Raw genomic sequence first — 15885 nt, forward strand, 5'->3', positions numbered from 1 at the left:
AGATCGTCCTGCCGCCCTTGCGGCCAGTGTTGATCTCGCAAAGAAGGCCGCCAGATACAGCAACAGCACGCCAAGGCTTGCTCATCCGAACGCCGTCACCGCCTCACCCCTCGCGTTCCGGGTTGAAACGCAATAGGCGCAGGGCATTCAGCGTAACCAGAACCGTCGCGCCGGTATCGGCCAGAATAGCAATCCAAAGGCCAGTTACCCCCAGCACCGTCGTCACCAGAAACACAGCCTTCAGCCCCAGCGAGATCGTCACGTTCTGGCGAATGTTGCCCATCGCGGCCCGGGCCAGCCGCACCATCGCCGCCACATCCGTCACCCGGTTGCGCAGAAGGGCGGCAGCAGCGGTTTCCAGCGCTACATCGGTGCCAGAGCCCATCGCCACGCCTACTGAAGCCGCCGCCAGCGCGGGCGCATCGTTGATGCCGTCACCCACCATGATGACGCCACCCGATGCGACCATCGCCTTGATCTCGGTGACTTTAGCCTCGGGCATCAACTCGGCCCGGTGTTCCATCCCCATCAGCCCGGCAATTGCGGCCCCGGTGCGGGCATTGTCGCCTGTCAGCATCACCGAGGTGACGCCCATGGCTTTGAGCTGCCGCACCCCCTCGATCGCATCGGCGCGTGGCTCGTCGCGCATGGCGATCATGCCAAGCGCAAGACGCTCGCGGAACACCACGACCACGGTTTTACCGTCTTCCTCCATCGCCGCCGCGCGCCGGATGCCGAGGCCGTCCAGCGCCTGCATTTCCGCGGCATAACGGGGTGAAGCGACCCAGGCGGGCGCGCCGCCCACCGTGGCCTCAACGCCCTTGCCGATCAGCGCCTTGGCGCCGGTTGCGGGCAGGGGGGTTACTTTGGCCTCATCGGCGCGGCGCAGGATCGCCTCGGCCAAGGGATGGCTGGAGCCGGTTTCGATCCCGGCGGCAACGGCCAGAAGTTCGGCCTCGGTCGCGCCCAGCGGGATCACATCGGTGACAGCGGGGCGGCCGACGGTTAGGGTTCCGGTCTTGTCAAACGCCACGCGGGTGGTGCGGGCTGCGGCCTCAATCACCGCGCCGCCCTTCATCAGGATGCCACGCTTGGCCCCCGATGACAGGGCCGATGCAATCGACGCGGGCACCGAGATCACCAAGGCACAGGGGCAGCCGATCAGCAGCAAGGCCAGCGCGCGGTAAATCCAGGTGTTCCAATCCGCGCCCATCGTCAGCGGTGGGATGATCGCCACTAGAACGGCCAACCCGACGATTGCGGGCATGTAGATGCGGCTGAACCGGTCGATGAAGCGTTCGGTGGGCGCGCGGGCGGTTTCGGCTTCTTCAACTAGCGCGATGATACGAGAGATGGTGTTGTCTTCGGCGGCTTTGGTGACGGTGATCCGCAAGGCGGCTTCGGTGTTGATTGAGCCTGCAAAAACCGCATCGCCCGGCCTCTTGGTCTTGGGCATGGATTCGCCGGTGACCGGGCTTTCGTCGATGCCGGATGTGCCCTCGGCAATCTCGCCGTCCGCAGGAATACGGTCGCCGGGGCGAACCAGTACGCGCTGGCCGATTTGCAGTGTGGCGGCGTCTACTTCGCGGGTGGTTCCGCCTTCCTCAAGGATTGCAGTTTTGGGCACCAGGTCGGCCAAGGCGCGGATTGAGGCGCGGGCGCGGTCGGCGGCGACACCTTCCAGCACCTCGCCCACGGCGAACAGGAACACGACCAACGCCGCCTCCTCGGCAGCGCCGATGAACAAGGCACCGATGGCTGCGATGGTCATCAGCGCCTCGATGGTAAAGGGAATACCGGCGCGCAGAGCGGCAAAGGCGCGGACTGCGACGGGGGCAACTCCGATCAGGCAGGCCGCGAAAAAGGCGTAGTAGGCAATGCTTTCTGGGCCAAAGAGTTTGACCGTCCAGGCGGCGGCCAGCAGAAGGCCGGTGCCGATCACCAGTTTGCCCTTGGCGGTTTGATACCAGCGCTTGTCGCGGTCTTTGGGGTCGGTCGCATGGGTGTGGCCGGGGCCGCCGTGGCCTGGATCCTGTTTGGCAGCGGTCGCCGCAACCTTGGTTGCCCCGTGATCATGCCCTGCATGTCCGGCGTGGTCGTGCCCCGCATGATCGTCCGCAGCAGCACTTTCCGCACCCGGCAGCACGAACGCCTTTTTGAGCGCCACGGGGGACCCTTTCGGCGCGATGCCAAATCCCAGCTTCTTCACCGTCGCCTCGACCGTGTCGCGTGAGGTTCGGCTGGCGTCCAGCGAGACTGTCAGCCGTTCCGTCATCACGCCGACCTGCACATCCTGAACCCCCGGCAGCCGGTTCAGCGCAGTGGTGATCTTGGTGGCACAACTGGCGCAATCCATGCCCGTGACGGTCCAGTCACAGCGTTCCCCTGTCTCATTCGCGCTCATCACAACCCTTTCGGCCACCCAAAGGGCGGCGCTTGAATCCATCGAGTCGTGGGTATAACTTCTCTAGCAACTAGAGGTTCAAGAGGTTTTTTCGTGCTAAGCATCGGAAAGTTGAGCGAGGCCGCAGGCGTCAAGGTGCCGACCATCCGGTATTATGAACAGATCGGGCTTTTGCCCGAGGCGGGCCGGTCCACCGGCAACCAGCGGCTTTACGGACCTGCGGCGCGCGACCGGCTGGCCTTTATCCGTCACGCCCGCGATCTTGGCTTTCCGCTGGACGCGATCCGCGATCTGCTGGGCTTGTCGGACCGTCCCGACCAGCCGTGCGCAGCTGTGGACAGCATCGCCAAGGCGCAGCTTCTGGCCGTTGAAGGCCGGATTGCGCGGCTGATGGCGCTGAAATCCGAACTGGAACGCATGATCACGCAATGCGCGGGCGGCAGCGTCGCCGACTGCCGGGTGATCGAATGTCTAGGCAGCCACGCGCATTGCACCACCGACCATGGCCGCGATCTGGCCGAAGTGTCGGAATGACCGCGCTGCCGACGTTGGGCCTGTATGCCTTTGCCGCCCTGGCCGAGATTGCCGGGTGCTTTGCCTTCTGGGCTTGGGCCCGGCTTGACCGCTCGCCTCTATGGCTGGGGCCGGGCATGATGGCGCTTGCCGTCTTTGCATGGGCATTGACGCGGGTGGAGGCTGATTTTGCGGGCCGATCCTATGCGGCTTATGGTGGGGTTTATGTCTGCGCTTCGCTGGTCTGGTTGTGGCTGGCCGAGGGCCAGCGTCCCGACCGTTGGGATTTGACCGGCGGGGTCATTGTGTTGGTGGGCGCCGCCGTGATCCTGCTTGCGCCGCGGGGGGCGTGAAGCCGTAAATCTTGATGCCTTCCAGACAACCGCCTCTCACAGCTTGGGCCATCGCCGGTGCAACCCGTCGATCACCAGCGCGTGGCGATTGCCCACTGCATGTTCCCGCATGTGCGGATGATCGGGGGCCAGATCCGGGTGATCATGCACGATCTCTACCGGATCGTGCGAGGGCCAAAGGTGGATCACCGCGATCATCGCAACCGCGCCCAATGCTGCCAGACCTAAGGCGGCGGTGGTCAGGCTGAAGGCCGCGCCAAGCCAGCCTGCCAGCGGATAGGTCACCAGCCAAGCCGCGTGCGACAGGGCAAATTGCGCGGCGAACACTGCCGGGCGATCTTCCTCACGGGATGATCGGTTCAGGATGCGGCCAATCGGAGTTTGTGTGAACGAAAACCCGAACCCGATAACTGCCCACAGCAGCAGCAGCCCGGCAAGCCCCGTCGCTAGCGGCGTGATGGCAACCCCGGCCACCATCAGACCCGCGCCGGTTATCATTACCGGGCGGTCCGGGATCCGTTCAAGGATGCGTGGAAGCAGGAATGCCGCGACAATCGACCCGGCACCAAACGCGGCAAAGGCCAGCGCCACTTGCGGTGCGCCCAACCCCAGACCGGCCTGCACCAGCACCACCGTGTTGACGTAAATCATCGCGCCTGCCGCCGCGACCGCCATTTCCATAACCATCAAACCACGCAGGCGCGGTGTGGCCAGATAAATGCGGATGCCCTTGGTGGTCGAGGCCCAGAAGTGACCGGGTTCCGATACTGTTCGGGCCGGAAGGGTGACGGTGACAACCAGAAAGGCTGACCCGACAAATCCCGCCACGGTGCCTCCGAACAATACCGGAAAGCTGACCACGGTCAAAAATGCTGCCGCCAGCATCGGGCTCAGCAGTTGTTCCAGATCTTCGGCCAACCGCAGCAGCGACAGCGCGTTGGTGTAGTCTTTCTCCTCAGGCAGAACATCTGGGATCGTCGCCTGAAACGCCGGGGTAAAGCCTGCCGATGCCGCTTGCAGGAAGAAGATCAGCACATAAATTTGCCAGACCTCGGTCACAAACGGCAAAAACAGCACGACGCCGGCGCGGATCAGGTCCAGCGTCACCAGAAATGCGCGGCGTGGCAGGCGTTCGGCCAATGCGGCGGCAATCGGGGCCAGCGTGACATAGGCGATCATCTTGATCGCCAGCGCCGTGCCCAGCACCAGTCCGGCATTCTTGCCCGCCAGTTGCCATGCCAGCAGGCCAAGAGCAACGGTGGCAAGGCCGGTGCCGACAAGGGCAATCACCTGTGCGGCAAACAGGTGGCGGAAGGTGCGGTTGGCAAGAACGCTGAGCATCGGGTCTGCTTTCGGAGATAAAGGTCAGTGCTCGCCGTGGCCTTCGGGTTCGGCCATGTGGAATACTATGTCAAGGGATTTGCCCCCGGCGTGCAACACCAGGCGGGCGTCAAATTGATGCGGCTCGGCAGGCGCATCGGCGCTTTGCAGGCAGTGGTGGTCGTCGGGCGCGGGCAGCAGGAACAGGGTTTCGGGGCCCGTCGGTCGGTCGATGATCACCATCGCCGACAGCCCTTCGGTGTGGCGGGTGATGGTCAGGCGCATCCGCTCGCCCTGCGGCGTGTCAACGATTTCCAACACGCCATCGGCCAGATCGCAGGCCACCACGAAGGGGTCGGGCGCGTGGTGGTGGCCGTGGGCCACGGGGCGGGCCACAGGATCGCCGCTCGCAGGGGCCTCGATGCGGATGCTCACTTGGCTCAGCACCGGCAAATGCTCGAACAGTTCCGCCTTCATCGCAGCCACGATGACTTGCGCCTCGGCCACTGTCACCTTCTCGTCCAGATGCACCGACATTTCAGCATGAAGTTTGTGGCCGAGCCAGCGCGCCTGCACCGCATGCACGCCGATTACGCCCGGCACATGTGCGGCAGCGTGGTCGATCTCGTCCAAAATGCCCGGCTCCACCCCGTCCAGCATCCGCGTCAGCACGGAGCGCGCCGATTGCCAGACGATGCCGAAGATGGCGAGCGTAATCAGCAGGCCGACAATCGGGTCGGCAAGTGGAAAGCCGAGCCAGACCCCAATAGCCCCCAGCACGACGGCCAAGCTGGTAAAGCCGTCAGTGCGGGCGTGGTAGCCATCGGCGATCAGGGCCGCGCTGGAGATTTCGCGCCCCACGCGGATGCGGAAGACTGCGACCACCTCGTTGCCGATGAAACCGATCAAGCCTGCGGCAATCACCCAGCCTAGATAAGTGATTGGTTGCGGATTGAACAGACGGTTGATGGATTCGTAGCCTGCAAACAGTGCCGAGAACAGGATGATCCCGACGATGATCAGGCCAGCAAGGTCTTCGACCCTGCCCAATCCGTAGGTAAAAGTGCGGCTCGGTTTGCGGCGGGCGAGCATGAAGGCCACCCACAACGGGATCGCAGTGACGGCATCGCCGACGTTGTGGATCGTGTCGGCCAGCAGCGCGACCGATCCGGAAATCAGCACGATGACGATCTGCGCCGCTGCCGTGAGCGCCAGCAGGACAAACGACCATTTGATTGCCCAGATCCCGCGCGACGTGGTAGCAATCGTTGCGTCGACCACGCCGTGGGTGTGACCATGGCCACCTTCGGTCTCGCCATGGGGGTGGCCATGTCCGGCAAAACTTTGTCCGCTCTTGCCAAAGCCGAACCAGTCGAGAATCGCGTCGCGCATTTTGGCCTCACAGGTATTTGGTGATCAGTTTGAATTCTTCGACTTGGGTGCGCTGGTCACGGGGCAGCGGGCCGGTGATGTCTTCCAAGCAATGGTCGATGTGATCGTGGATCAGGGCCTTCTTGGCCTGAGCGACGGCCTTCTCGACCGCCTGCAACTGCTGCGCCACGTCTAGGCAGGGACGGCCCGCCTCCAGCATCTCGATGATTGATTTCAGGTGACCATCCGCCCGTTTGAGGCGGTTGATGATGTCAGGGTGGGAGGTGTGGGATGCTGAGTCTGCCATTTAATACACCTATCCCCCTGGAGGGGATAAGTTCAAGCAGCAATTTCTGTCGCATCCTGACAAACTGCGGCCACATCAGCAGATTCTGGCCATTGCACATACGCGTCGGATTGCATTTGACCACGGTTTTCGATACTTTCCTCTCCAAGAGGCCCTGATGGGCGATGATAGGGCTTTAACGGTGCGAGTGAAGACGCCGTGGAGCGAAGAGGCGGCGGGCAATGACAGTGGAATGGATCAGCGGAGCAATGCGGCGGGTGTTTGCCATGCTGACGCTCTGCGCGTTCATTGTTGCGCCCATGATCATAGCTGCAACGCATGGGCCCGGATTGCCGTCAGACAGTGTGCAGGCCGCCGAACCTCTGCAACACGGCCATTCGCATCCCGAACCCGAGCCGGGTCAGACTGGCGTTGGTCATGACGCAACCGATCATGAACACCCCACGCAAGTCGTGCTAACCCAAGGCAGTGATGCCATTTCGGAGTTCAGCGCATTGCATATCGGGATTTCCGATGTTTCGGCGGGAACTCTGGTGTCATCAGGGCTGAGGCGACCACCGAGAGACAGCATCGTCTGATCGGCCTTCGGCCCTGACGATAGCTGCACTCAATCAAGGACAAACCAATGACAAATTTTCCACGCACCCGATGGGTCGCGGGGGCATCGTCCCATAAGGCGATGTTTCTGCTGATCTTGTCAGGGCTGCTTATGCTCTGGGCCGAAGCCGCCCTGGCCCATGCCGTTACTCTGGGCGACAAGGGCTATATTCAGGAAGTCACTGGGGTGAAGATCATCCCGTTCCTGTATCTGGGAGCCAAGCACATGGTGACCGGATATGACCATATCCTGTTCCTTTTCGGGGTGATCTTTTTCCTTTACGGAATGAAGCACATCGCGGGCTATGTCAGCTTGTTCGCTATCGGCCACTCCACCACGATGCTGGCGGGCGTCTACTTCAACTTCGGCATCAACAGCTATGTGATTGACGCGATCATCGGGTTTTCGGTGGTTTACAAGGCTCTCGACAATCTGGGGGCGTTCCCGCTGTGGTTCGGGTTCCAGCCCAACACCAAGGCCGCGACGCTGATTTTCGGGTTTCTGCACGGGTTTGGTCTGTCGTCGAAGATTATCAACTACAACATCTCGCCCGACGGGCTGGTGCCGAACCTGTTGGCATTTAACGTGGGCGTCGAAGTGGGGCAGATCATAGCCCTTTCCGCGATCCTGATCATAATGAATCGCTGGCGCACCACCCCGTCTTTCGCGCGGCAGGCCTATGCCGTGAACATTGTCATGATGACGGCTGGCTTTGTGCTGATGGGTTATCAGCTCGCCGGCCTCGCCCTTGCCTGAACATTGGAGATATTCCATGCAACCTCAACGTTTCGATATCCACAAAGCTCCCTTGACGCCCCTTCGTGCCGAGCCGCGCCACGCCGCACCACAGGGCGGGGCCGGTCACATTCAGGGGGTCGATGCAACCTCTGGCGGGCTGGTCCGCAGCACGCTTTTCGCCGGGGGGGCGGCGCTTGTGATCCTGACCCTGTTCTATCTGCCCGCCGAATACGGGGTCGACCCGACCGGTGTCGGGGGGCTTCTTGGCCTGACCGAGATGGGCGACATCAAGCAGCAGCTTTATGGCGAGGCGGCAGCCCAAGACGCGGCGGCGACGGAGATTGCAACCGCACCGGAGGAAAATGCGGAACCCGGAGATGTGGCGGCACGCCTCGACCGGATCGACGCCCAGCTGCAACAGATTGCAGCCGTCATCGGCGCAGACATTGCAACCGCTTCGGTCGCTCAGGCGGAGGCGATGCCCGAAGCTGTGGCCAGCATCGCTCCCGTGCCCGATGCTGAACCCGCGGCCATTGGACCAGAGGCGGCAGCGCTACCTGTGGATGCGGGCGACGCTGCGGCATGGCGGGATGAGATGGTGTTCACACTCGCGCCTTCGGAGGCCAAGGAAATCAAGCTGGTGATGGCCGCAGGTGATGTGGCCAACTTTGAATGGGTCTCCGAAGGTGGCGGGGTGAACTATACCCAGCACGGTGACGATGGTGGCGCAAACGAAGTCCGGTTCGAGGATGGTCGCGCAGCGCCTGGACAGGATGGCACCATGGCCGCCCCCTTTGCGGGCAACCATGGCTGGTTCTGGCGCAATCGAGGAGAGGCCCCGGTGACAGTGACGCTGCGGGTGGGCGGTGTGTATTCTCAGATGATAGAAGTCGAGTGACCGCCCGCTGAAGTCATCAGGTCGGAGGCAAGGAGTAGCCCCCGATCTGATCAATATGTTATGACAACACGACACTGCGTCAACATGACAAGGCAGTGGACGCCCTCAACGCTCCGAATTCGGACCAAACCGGGCGATCAGATCGAAGGCATCGCCGCGGAATACCTGCCGCACGATGGTCACCGTCTCGGTCCCCCGCCACGTGCGGCGTTCAACCAGCAGGCAGGGCGCGCCGACTGCAATTTCCAGCGTGCGCGCCATCAGCGGTTCCGCTGCAATCGCCGCAATGCGATGCTCTGCCTCGGTCCATGGCACATGTGCCACCAGCCAGGTGCCTGGCGGCTCGGCCCGGAAATCGGCGCGTTCGGCTTGCGGCACAGCATCGAGAAAGATATGCCGGTCCTCCAGCATCACAGGCAATGCGTCGCTGGAGTGCACAGAGCGGATGAAACGGCTGCGCCCCAGATGGTGGCCTTCGGACCCAAGATGCACGCAGCAGGGAGGTCGCAGCTCGTCGGTCAAGGCAAGATAGCCATAGGTGGCTCCCCGTTCCTCGACTTTGGCGCGGATATCTGGAATGTTGAGAATGGCAGAATGGATACGCGGCCGCGCCACCACCGTACCCGCGCGGCGGTTGCGCAAGATCAGACCTTCGGCGGCCAGCGAGGACATAGCCTTGTTCACTGTCATCCGTGAGCAGCCATAGGTGGCGACCAGTTCGGTTTCAGGCGGAATCCTGTGCCCCGGCGGCCATTCGCCGGACAGTATGCGGGCCTCGATCTCGACCCTGATACGGGCGTGCAGGGTCTGCGGGCGATGGTCGGGTGCGTGGTCGTGCATCAGATCACAGCATGGCTTTCCGCTGCTGCAAGGTGGCAGGCGGCTTGGCCGGAATGGGCAACGGGGCGCAACTGCGGTTCCGTGACACGGCACTGCGGTTCGACCACCGGGCAGCGGGTGGAAAACCGGCAGCCGGGCGGCGGGTTGCGTGGGCTGGGCGGATCGCCAGCCAGCAGGATGCGTGGGCGGGGGGCCTCAATGCGTGGATCGGGGGAGGGAACGGCGGACAGAAGCGCCTGCGTATAGGGATGCGCGGGATCGGCAAACACCGGCTTGGTCACACCCTGTTCCGCTACCCGACCCAAATACATCACCGTCACCTCTGAGCAGACCTCGCGCACGATTGCCAAGTCATGCGCCACGATCACGATAGTCAAGCCAAGCTGTGCTTGCAACCGCGCGAACAGGTTGACGATCTGTGCGCGGACCGAAACATCCAGCGCCGACAGCGGCTCGTCACAGATCAGCAGCGAGGGGTTCAGGGCGAGCGCGCGGGCAATGGACACGCGCTGCCGCTGACCGCCCGATAGCGAGCGCGGGATACGGTCCAGCACAGTTGCAGGCAGCGCCACGAGGTCCAGCAGTTCCGCAAGGCGCTGTTTGCGCTCGGATGCGTTGCCGATGCTATGGATCAGCAGCGGTTCCTCCAGCGTCTGGCCCACGGTCTGACGGCGGCTCATCGACCCCAGCGGGTCTTGGAAAATGAACTGCACGGCGCGGGCAAAGCCCTTGCGGTCTTGCTTTTGCCAGTCGGCGCGGTCGCGCCCGTTGATCTGGACTGTGCCTTCGGTGGCGTGTTGCAACCCGATGATCGCCCGCGCAAGCGTGGTCTTGCCGCAACCGGATTCGCCGACGATGCCGTGGAACGCGCCCTTGGGGATGGTCAAATCGACGCCATCTACCGCGCGGACAAGTCCGGCAGCGGTCTGGAAGTGCACTTTCAGCCCCTGTGCCTCGATGGCGGGGGGATCAGCCTGTTTCACATCAGTCATGGGTCACGATCCCTTCCGCAGCAATAACAACCGGGCAGGCCACGCGGTGAGGCACGTCACCCAAACCCACGGTTTGCAGGCGCGGGCGGTGGCTGTGACAGGTGGCTTGCACCATGTCGCAACGGTCGGCAAAGCGGCAGCCGGGCATCAGTTGCGCCTGATTGGGCGGAATGCCGGGAATTTCCTTCGTCCCCGTCGCACTCTCCGAGCGGAAATCGGGCACCGACGCCAGCAGCCCGCGCGTATAGGGATGCACCGGGGCGGTCAGCACCTGAATGGCGGTGCCTTCCTCGGCAATCTGACCCGCGTAGAGCACGATCACCCGGTCGGCCAAGACCGACACCGCGCCGATGTCATGGGTGATCAGCACCACTGCGATGCCGTCCTCTTTTTGGATCGTCCGGATCAGTGCCAATATCTGTGCCTGCACGGTCGCATCAAGCGCCGTTGTCGGCTCATCCGCGATCAGCACCCTTGGCCGGGCGGCCAGTGCCAGCGCAATCATCGCACGTTGCAGCATCCCGCCCGACAACTCATGCGGATAGCGGTCGTAGCGATCCTCGGGGTCGGGGATGCCGGAACGGGCTAGCAGCGACACCGCTTCCTTGCGCGCGGCCTCCGCCGACAGGCCCGCATATTTCTGCGCTTGGCTGGCCAGTTGCGGGCCGATTTTCAGCATCGGATTCAGAGCGCTCATCGGGTCTTGGAAGATCACGCCAAAGAAACCGCCGCGCAGGGCCGAGAGTTCAGAAGGCGAGAGGGTCAGGATATCGCGCCCATCGGCCCGCGCGGTTCCGCGCAGATCAACCGCGACGCCTTCGGGCATCAAACCCAGCGGCCCGAGCGTCATCACCGTCTTGCCAGAGCCACTTTCACCCACGATGGCCAATGTTTCGCCGGGGGAGACATGGAAACTGGCCCCATCCACTGCACGCACCGACACAGAGGGCGTATAAAGGTCGATCACCAAATTTTCGACCGCGTAAACTGGCGCGTTCATACTTTTGCCTCCGTCGCTGCACGAGCGGTTTCCTCAGCAGCCCGCGTGGCTTTTTTGCGCCGCAGCAGCCCGCCTCGCACGGCCTTTGGCACCTTTTGCAGCGCAAACGCCTCGCCAAGCAGGTTAAAGCTGACCACAACCGCCGTCAGCGCCAGACCGGGGATGATCACAAGGCTCGGGAATTCCTCAATATAGCTCATACCATCGACCAGCATTTGCCCCCATTCCGGGGTGGGCGGGGCGACGCCAAGACCAAGGAAGGACAGCGTCGCAATCGCCAAAACCAAGGCTCCGGCATCGGCGGAGGCGTAAACCACCACCAGCCCCAGCACATGCGGCAGGATGTGTTTGGTGAAGATCCACATGTGGCTGGCACCCATCACCCGCGCCGCCTCGATGTAAGGTTGCTGTAATTCGGCCACCACAACCGCACGGCTCATCCGCGCATAGTTCGCCCACCACGCCAATGTCAGAGCGATGATCATCTTCCAATAATCGCTCATCCACGACCAGCTTGCGCCGGAAAACACCCCGATCAAGGCCAGCGCGATGATCAGGCTGGGCAGGGCAAGCGCGATGTCGATGATCGAGATCAGCACCAACTCGGTGCGCCCGCCGACATAGCCCGCGAAAGAGCCGATCACCACGCCGATCACCAGTGCCGCCAGCAGCACGAACACCATCGCCACCAGCGAGGTGCGCGCGCCACCGATGATGCGGCTATACATGTCGCGGCCAAGGTAGTCGGTGCCAAGCCAGTGCGACCACGAGGCTGGCGAAAGGATCGCTTTGTAGTCTTGCACCGTCGGGTCATGCGTCATCAAGAAGGGTGCGAACAGCCCGATCAGCACGAAGATAATGGCGGGGGTCAGGATCAGCCAAGGCCAGTTTTTCATCGCTTATGCCTTTCCCATTATGCTTTTCTTGGCCGGCGCAGGCGCGGATCGGCCAGCATAGCGGCAATATCGACGATCAGGTTGACTGACACGAAGAACACCACGAACAACATCAGCACCGCCTGCATGCCGATAAAGTCGCGAAAGCGGATCGCCTCGATGAAAAAAGCCCCTATACCGTTCAGCCCGAACACCCGTTCGACCACAATCGCGCCGATCATCATCAGGGTGAACTGTGCGCCGAAGGTGGTCATGTAGGGGATCAGGATATTCGGCAGCGCCTCACGCAGCAGTACGGCGCGGCGCGTCAGGCCCTTGGCAAAACCCGTGGTGGCAAACGGGCGCGACATCGCCTCTTGCAGGTTCACCCGCACCACGCGCGCCAGCACCGAGCCGGGAAACAGCGCAATGGTGATCCATGGCAACAGCCACGAGGTAAAGCCGGAGACACCAAAGGTCGGCACCCAGCCCAGCATCACCGAGAACACGATCACCAGCATGGCTGCGACAAAGAAGTTCGGGGTCGAGGCCCCAACCAGCGCCAGCCCGTGCAACAGCTTGTCCACGATGCCGCCATTCGACACCGCCCCCGCCAGCCCCATCACCAAAGACAACGCCAGCGCCAGCACACCGCCCCCCGCAAGCAAAGCCAGCGTTTTCGGGATACGGGCAGCAAATTCCTCGGACATCGGCTTGCCTGTGCGCAAGCTGACCCCGAAATCGCCCTGCACGGCATCCCCCAGCCAGCGCAGATAGCGCACCGGCAGCGGGTCGTTCAGGCCCAGATCATTGGCGATCTTGGCGATCATCTCACCATCGGCCCCTGCACCTGCCGCCCGTTCGGCGATCAGGGCGGCGACGTTACCCGGTGCAGCGGACACCAGCGCAAACGTCAGCGCGGTGGCCGCCAGCATCAGCAGCAGGGCAAGCCCCGTCCGCCGCATGAACATGCGTTGCATCAGTCTTGCCCTCCGGTTGCGGCTTAGCCCAGTGTGATGCCCTTGAACGGCAGGTCGTAATCGGTGGCGGGCAGGCCAAAGCCTTTGAGGCGCGGATTAACCGCCCAGATGCGCTGACTGACCACCAAGGGGCAGGCGGCGGTGTTGGCGCTGATCCAATCATAAACCGCCTGCATCGCCGGTTCGCGCGCCTCGCCGCCTGCATCGAGTGCGGCCAGAACCACCTTGTCCAGATCGTCCGAGACATAAATCTTGCCATCCGGCCCGGTATCCGCCGCCGTCACGAACGAAGCGCCAAGCGAGCCATGCGGATCATAAGGCGCGCCATAGGTGGCAAAGAAGGTCAGGTCATATTCAAATTTCGGGCGGCGGTCGTGCATCGTGGCATTGTCCACCGACGAGATGTTGCACTGAATGCCGATCTCCATCAGTTGCCCCTGGATCATCTCGGCAATCCGGCGCGAACCGGGGAACGACTCGTCCGACACCAGAAAGTCGATCAGCAGCGGCGCGCCATCTTTGGTGAAACCGCTGGCATCGCCTGCCCAACCGCCTGCCGTCAGGGCAGCCTGCGCTGCCGCCACGTCGCGCATCGGAACCTCGCCGCGTGTGCCCGCCGTGGGCACCGTGGTCGGGAAGATGTTCACAGTCGGGTCGGCGTAGCCCTCAAACAGCACGGCGGCAATCGCTGCGCGGTCGACGCCGATAAAGATCGCATCGCGCACGGCTTTATCCTGCATCATCGGCGATTTCGGCGAATAGCCGAGGATCGTCGTCGCCGTGCCGGGTTCGGCCACCACGGTCATGCCATCAGTTTTCAGCGCACTCGCGCGGCGCGGTGACAACGGGGCCACCCAATCGCCACCGATCACATCCAGATCACCAGCGCGAAGCCCATTGGCGCGGGCCAATTCATCCGGCACCACCAGCAGTTCCATCCGCGCAAAGCTGGGCTTTTCGCCCCAATAGGCATCGTTGCGCACCAGCACGGTTTTGTCGCTGGCATAGCTTTCCACGATCCATGGGCCAGTGCCAATCGGCGCGGTTTGTTTGCCATCGGCATCGGCGGCCTTCGGCGACAGGAAGCGCACCGGGCGCACGATGGTCAATTCCAGCAGCGCCGCCGCAACCGGTCGGGTCAGCGTAACGGTGATCTTATTCGGCGCATCCTTGATGATGCTGCCAAACGCCGCTGAAATCCCGATCCATGAGAAATCGGCCACGCCCATCCAGCGTTTCAGGTTCCATTCGGCAGCATCGGCATCAAACTGCGTGCCATCCGAGAAAGTCACCCCCTCGCGCAGATCAAAACTGATCGAAAGGCCATCATCTGCCACTGTCCATGCGGTCGCCAGCCCGGGTTCAAGCACACCGCCGGGGCCGTAATGGATCAGCGCATCGAACACCACCGTGTACGACGACAGGGTAGAGACGTTCTGCAACAAATCCAGATCGCCCGTCTCTGCCGCGATGGCGACTTTCAGCATGTCGTGGCCATCCGCCAACACCATGCGCGGAAAGGCAGAAAGAAACGTAAGCCCTGCCGTCGCGGCAAGGAAAGACCGACGTTGAAGCTTCATCATGGCAGATCCCCTCTTGGTATATTTTGGTACAGATTAGCAGGGGATTTAATATTGTATAGATATTAAATCAGAGAGCGCAAAGCCGCGGGGCCATGGTGAGCGGCATGGATTTCTGACAGTATTTTCGGGGCTCCTCGCAAACAAAGCGTCAGAATCAGACGGTGTTGCGTACACAAACCAGCCCGATCAACCCAGCAGTCGGCCACGCAATTGTTCCAGTTCGATCATTTCCGCAATGCACACTCTCAGCAGGTCCATCACAGCGCGCGCGGGGCGGGACAGTTCGGAAAACTCATGCCACGCGAAGTAGCTGGTGCGCTCGACGGTCGGCTCGACAATGCGCGCGGCCAGAAGGCTTCCGGCTTTGATCTCGGGGGCATAGGCTGAATAAGGCACGACGGTGAAATAAGCCCCGTTCAGAATGATGCTACGGTAGACCGACAGTGACTCCTGCTCGGACACAATATTGATGCGATAGCCCGCGCGCGCAGCGGTGTTTTCAAGGTCAATGCGCAGCTGGTTGCCACGTCCCCCCATCACAAGCGGATATTTTTGCAGCGACCGAAACGGAATGGTGTCGCCTACCACACCGGGAATTTCACGCCCCACCAGGTAAAGTTCCTGCAGCAGAACGGGTTCGGTGATGGCGCCGTTCAGTGTGGTGGCATTTGGCAGAAGTCCGAAATCGACCTGGCGCGAGGTGATCAGATCGACGCTGGCAATCCGCAGCAGATCCAGAATGCTTAATCGGATGTTGGGATATGCGGCGAGAGCTGCAACAAAGATTCGCCCCGACAGCGTCGGTGCCAGCGAACTTGCAAGCACGATCCGCACTTCCCCCGACAGATCGCTGCCCGCGGTCAACGTTTCATGGCGCACCTGATCGACATGCCGGAACAGCGCAAGCGCGCCGTCATACAGCTTGCGCCCCGCGGGTGTTAGGGTGACTCCCCGGGCGTTGCGCTCTAACAGCATAACGCCAAGATCATGCTCTAACGCCTTGATTTGTGCTGAAAATGCAGGTTGCACAAGATGCACCTGTCGGGCGGCTTCCGAGATACTTCCACATTCAGCGGCGGCGGTGAATAACCTGAGCTGTTCAAGCCGCATCGT

16 protein-coding genes are annotated in these 15885 nt (G+C 62.3%); 5 read left to right on the forward strand and 11 right to left on the reverse strand.

What is annotated here, in order from left to right; translation table 11 throughout:
* Positions 1-103: 103 nt before the first annotated feature.
* The gene (locus Q7V03_RS12545) at positions 104-2404 is read right to left on the reverse strand and encodes a heavy metal translocating P-type ATPase (RefSeq protein WP_304925931.1); all 2301 of its coding nucleotides are present in this window, start codon (positions 2402-2404) and stop codon (positions 104-106) included.
* Positions 2405-2497: 93 nt separating this feature from the next.
* Here Q7V03_RS12545 and Q7V03_RS12550 point away from each other — a divergent pair, with 93 nt between their 5' ends.
* Complete coding sequence (locus Q7V03_RS12550) at positions 2498-2938, forward strand: helix-turn-helix domain-containing protein (protein WP_304925932.1); 441 nt, start codon at positions 2498-2500, stop codon at positions 2936-2938.
* Positions 2935-3270, forward strand: coding sequence for a YnfA family protein (locus Q7V03_RS12555; RefSeq protein WP_304925933.1), 336 nt, complete (start codon positions 2935-2937; stop codon positions 3268-3270). Before Q7V03_RS12550 ends, Q7V03_RS12555 begins: the two co-directional genes overlap by 4 nt.
* 36 nt (positions 3271-3306) lie before the next feature.
* Here Q7V03_RS12555 and Q7V03_RS12560 read toward each other — a convergent pair whose 3' ends face one another.
* From Q7V03_RS12560 to Q7V03_RS12570, 3 genes are read right to left on the reverse strand one after another with little or no spacing between them, the layout of a single operon-like run.
* Entirely contained in the window at positions 3307-4611 is a 1305-nt protein-coding gene (locus tag Q7V03_RS12560) for an MFS transporter (RefSeq protein ID WP_304925934.1), read from the reverse strand.
* A 24-nt stretch (positions 4612-4635) separates the two neighbouring features.
* The gene (locus Q7V03_RS12565) at positions 4636-5982 is read right to left on the reverse strand and encodes a cation diffusion facilitator family transporter (RefSeq protein ID WP_304925935.1); all 1347 of its coding nucleotides are present in this window, start codon (positions 5980-5982) and stop codon (positions 4636-4638) included.
* A 7-nt stretch (positions 5983-5989) separates the two neighbouring features.
* Positions 5990-6268, reverse strand: a complete 279-nt coding sequence (locus tag Q7V03_RS12570; protein ID WP_304925936.1) for a metal-sensing transcriptional repressor — start codon at positions 6266-6268, stop codon at positions 5990-5992.
* A 221-nt stretch (positions 6269-6489) separates the two neighbouring features.
* On the opposite strand from Q7V03_RS12570, the gene Q7V03_RS12575 reads away from it, so the two are divergent.
* From Q7V03_RS12575 to Q7V03_RS12585, 3 genes are all read left to right on the forward strand, one after another.
* On the forward strand, positions 6490-6846 hold the full coding sequence (locus Q7V03_RS12575; protein WP_304925937.1) for a hypothetical protein: 357 nt from the start codon (positions 6490-6492) through the stop codon (positions 6844-6846).
* Positions 6847-6947: 101 nt separating this feature from the next.
* Entirely contained in the window at positions 6948-7622 is a 675-nt protein-coding gene (locus Q7V03_RS12580) for a HupE/UreJ family protein (RefSeq protein ID WP_370651120.1), read from the forward strand.
* 16 nt (positions 7623-7638) lie between these two features.
* Positions 7639-8502, forward strand: coding sequence for a hypothetical protein (locus Q7V03_RS12585; protein WP_304925939.1), 864 nt, complete (start codon positions 7639-7641; stop codon positions 8500-8502).
* Between the two features lie 105 nt (positions 8503-8607).
* Here Q7V03_RS12585 and Q7V03_RS12590 read toward each other — a convergent pair whose 3' ends face one another.
* From Q7V03_RS12590 to Q7V03_RS12620, 7 genes are all read right to left on the reverse strand, one after another.
* Entirely contained in the window at positions 8608-9342 is a 735-nt protein-coding gene (locus tag Q7V03_RS12590) for a UTRA domain-containing protein (RefSeq protein WP_304925940.1), read from the reverse strand.
* Complete coding sequence (locus Q7V03_RS12595) at positions 9342-10334, reverse strand: oligopeptide/dipeptide ABC transporter ATP-binding protein (RefSeq protein ID WP_304925941.1); 993 nt, start codon at positions 10332-10334, stop codon at positions 9342-9344. Before Q7V03_RS12595 ends, Q7V03_RS12590 begins: the two co-directional genes overlap by 1 nt.
* On the reverse strand, positions 10327-11334 hold the full coding sequence (locus tag Q7V03_RS12600) for an ABC transporter ATP-binding protein (protein WP_304925942.1): 1008 nt from the start codon (positions 11332-11334) through the stop codon (positions 10327-10329). Before Q7V03_RS12600 ends, Q7V03_RS12595 begins: the two co-directional genes overlap by 8 nt.
* Positions 11331-12230: an ABC transporter permease gene (locus Q7V03_RS12605; RefSeq protein WP_304925943.1), complete on the reverse strand. Its 900-nt coding sequence runs from the start codon at positions 12228-12230 to the stop codon at positions 11331-11333. The genes Q7V03_RS12600 and Q7V03_RS12605 overlap by 4 nt, the downstream gene beginning before the upstream one ends.
* A gap of 17 nt (positions 12231-12247) precedes the next feature.
* Positions 12248-13189: an ABC transporter permease gene (locus Q7V03_RS12610; RefSeq protein WP_304925944.1), complete on the reverse strand. Its 942-nt coding sequence runs from the start codon at positions 13187-13189 to the stop codon at positions 12248-12250.
* Positions 13190-13212: 23 nt separating this feature from the next.
* Positions 13213-14772, reverse strand: a complete 1560-nt coding sequence (locus tag Q7V03_RS12615) for an ABC transporter substrate-binding protein (RefSeq protein WP_304925945.1) — start codon at positions 14770-14772, stop codon at positions 13213-13215.
* A gap of 186 nt (positions 14773-14958) precedes the next feature.
* Positions 14959-15882 (reverse strand): LysR family transcriptional regulator, encoded by a 924-nt coding sequence (locus Q7V03_RS12620; RefSeq protein ID WP_304925946.1) that lies wholly within the window; start codon positions 15880-15882, stop codon positions 14959-14961.
* Positions 15883-15885 lie beyond the last annotated feature (3 nt).

The sequence above is a fragment of the Cypionkella sp. genome (assembly GCF_030652235.1).
Lineage (GTDB): Bacteria > Pseudomonadota > Alphaproteobacteria > Rhodobacterales > Rhodobacteraceae > Cypionkella.

What these genes read in the sequence shown, in the direction of transcription:
- Q7V03_RS12590 (WP_304925940.1), bottom strand. Translation starts at nt 9,342, where the DNA reads ATGCACGACCACGCACCCGACCATCGCCCGCAGACCCTGCACGCCCGT.
- Q7V03_RS12570 (WP_304925936.1), bottom strand. Translation starts at nt 6,268, where the DNA reads ATGGCAGACTCAGCATCCCACACCTCCCACCCTGACATCATCAACCGC.
- Q7V03_RS12595 (WP_304925941.1), bottom strand. Translation starts at nt 10,334, where the DNA reads ATGACTGATGTGAAACAGGCTGATCCCCCCGCCATCGAGGCACAGGGG.
- Q7V03_RS12615 (WP_304925945.1), bottom strand. Translation starts at nt 14,772, where the DNA reads ATGATGAAGCTTCAACGTCGGTCTTTCCTTGCCGCGACGGCAGGGCTT.
- Q7V03_RS12620 (WP_304925946.1), bottom strand. Translation starts at nt 15,882, where the DNA reads ATGCGGCTTGAACAGCTCAGGTTATTCACCGCCGCCGCTGAATGTGGA.
- Q7V03_RS12610 (WP_304925944.1), bottom strand. Translation starts at nt 13,189, where the DNA reads ATGCAACGCATGTTCATGCGGCGGACGGGGCTTGCCCTGCTGCTGATG.
- Q7V03_RS12605 (WP_304925943.1), bottom strand. Translation starts at nt 12,230, where the DNA reads ATGAAAAACTGGCCTTGGCTGATCCTGACCCCCGCCATTATCTTCGTG.
- Q7V03_RS12565 (WP_304925935.1), bottom strand. Translation starts at nt 5,982, where the DNA reads ATGCGCGACGCGATTCTCGACTGGTTCGGCTTTGGCAAGAGCGGACAA.
- Q7V03_RS12545 (WP_304925931.1), bottom strand. Translation starts at nt 2,404, where the DNA reads ATGAGCGCGAATGAGACAGGGGAACGCTGTGACTGGACCGTCACGGGC.
- Q7V03_RS12555 (WP_304925933.1), top strand. Translation starts at nt 2,935, where the DNA reads ATGACCGCGCTGCCGACGTTGGGCCTGTATGCCTTTGCCGCCCTGGCC.
- Q7V03_RS12585 (WP_304925939.1), top strand. Translation starts at nt 7,639, where the DNA reads ATGCAACCTCAACGTTTCGATATCCACAAAGCTCCCTTGACGCCCCTT.
- Q7V03_RS12580 (WP_370651120.1), top strand. Translation starts at nt 6,948, where the DNA reads ATGTTTCTGCTGATCTTGTCAGGGCTGCTTATGCTCTGGGCCGAAGCC.
- Q7V03_RS12575 (WP_304925937.1), top strand. Translation starts at nt 6,490, where the DNA reads ATGACAGTGGAATGGATCAGCGGAGCAATGCGGCGGGTGTTTGCCATG.
- Q7V03_RS12600 (WP_304925942.1), bottom strand. Translation starts at nt 11,334, where the DNA reads ATGAACGCGCCAGTTTACGCGGTCGAAAATTTGGTGATCGACCTTTAT.
- Q7V03_RS12560 (WP_304925934.1), bottom strand. Translation starts at nt 4,611, where the DNA reads ATGCTCAGCGTTCTTGCCAACCGCACCTTCCGCCACCTGTTTGCCGCA.